Origin of the sequence: Neisseria sp. HMSC070F02, from assembly GCF_001814225.1 — a bacterium.
Classification (GTDB): Bacteria; Pseudomonadota; Gammaproteobacteria; order Burkholderiales; family Neisseriaceae; genus Neisseria; species Neisseria meningitidis.
In genome coordinates this window covers 1-865 of sequence record NZ_KV815445.1, presented here as the reverse complement: position 1 = coordinate 865, position 865 = coordinate 1, and the positions used below count along the sequence as shown (strand labels likewise).

Sequence of the window (865 nt, the reverse complement as noted above, 5' to 3'; positions counted from 1 at the left end):
ACGGCTGATTTTTGACCTTCGGCCAAAAGGATGGCTTCGGAAACTTGCGCGCGGGCTGTGTAGTCTTGATAAGCAGGAAGGGCGACTGCCGCCAAAATGCCGACGATGGCAATCACAATCATCAGCTCGATAAGGGTAAAACCTTTTTGAAGGGTGTTCATAAAATTACTCCTAATTGGAAAGGAAATGCTTCAAGCTTACGCCATCGGCATTATGCAATGTATTTGACCATCGGTATTTTGTTGCGATACCTGTGTATTATAAAGCAAGATTGGTACCAAGTTTGTATTTTGAGGTGAAAATTTATGCGTTTATCTTTATATGATTGTTTTTATTTTACATTTTCTTTCGTTTGGCGTGGTTTGAGTAATTAGGGGGTTGCCGTTTTTTGTCAGCAGTGTTGAAAATTGTCAGTTTTAGTGCCGATTTTCGGCACTTTTTTATTGGTGTGGGGTATTTCTATTGGCATGGGGCATCGGGTGTGTTGATTGGGTCGGAATTTGAGATTTTTGAATTTGCGCGGTAGCATAGGGTGGGTTGGGTGGGAAATTTTAAATTTAATTTTTAAAAATTTCCGTTTTCTTGGAAAGTGTTTGAAATCGGCGCGTGGTGTTCCTGTGTCCGAACAGAAACCGCTCCGCCGTCATTCCCGCGCAGGCGGGAATCCAGCCTCGTCGGTACGGAAACTTATCGGGTAAAAAGGTTTCTCTAGTTTGGTGTCGATTTTCTTGTCGATGCTGTTGACGGCAGGTGCTTGGTGTCGATCTGCTTGCCGTTGGCGGCGGTGTCGGCTTTGACGTCGTCGTTGGTGGTGGTGGGGGCGGTGCGCGTAACCGGCAGTCCGCAGAACCATTTTACCGAACCG

2 pseudogenes are annotated in these 865 nt (G+C 45.8%); both read right to left on the bottom strand.

What is annotated here, in order from left to right:
* Window positions 1-161 (bottom strand): annotated as a pseudogene (gene pilE / locus HMPREF2959_RS06795) (fimbrial major subunit PilE); the annotation flags it as partial.
* A gap of 547 nt (window positions 162-708) precedes the next feature.
* Window positions 709-865, bottom strand: a pseudogene (locus HMPREF2959_RS06790) (prepilin-type cleavage/methylation domain-containing protein); the annotation flags it as partial.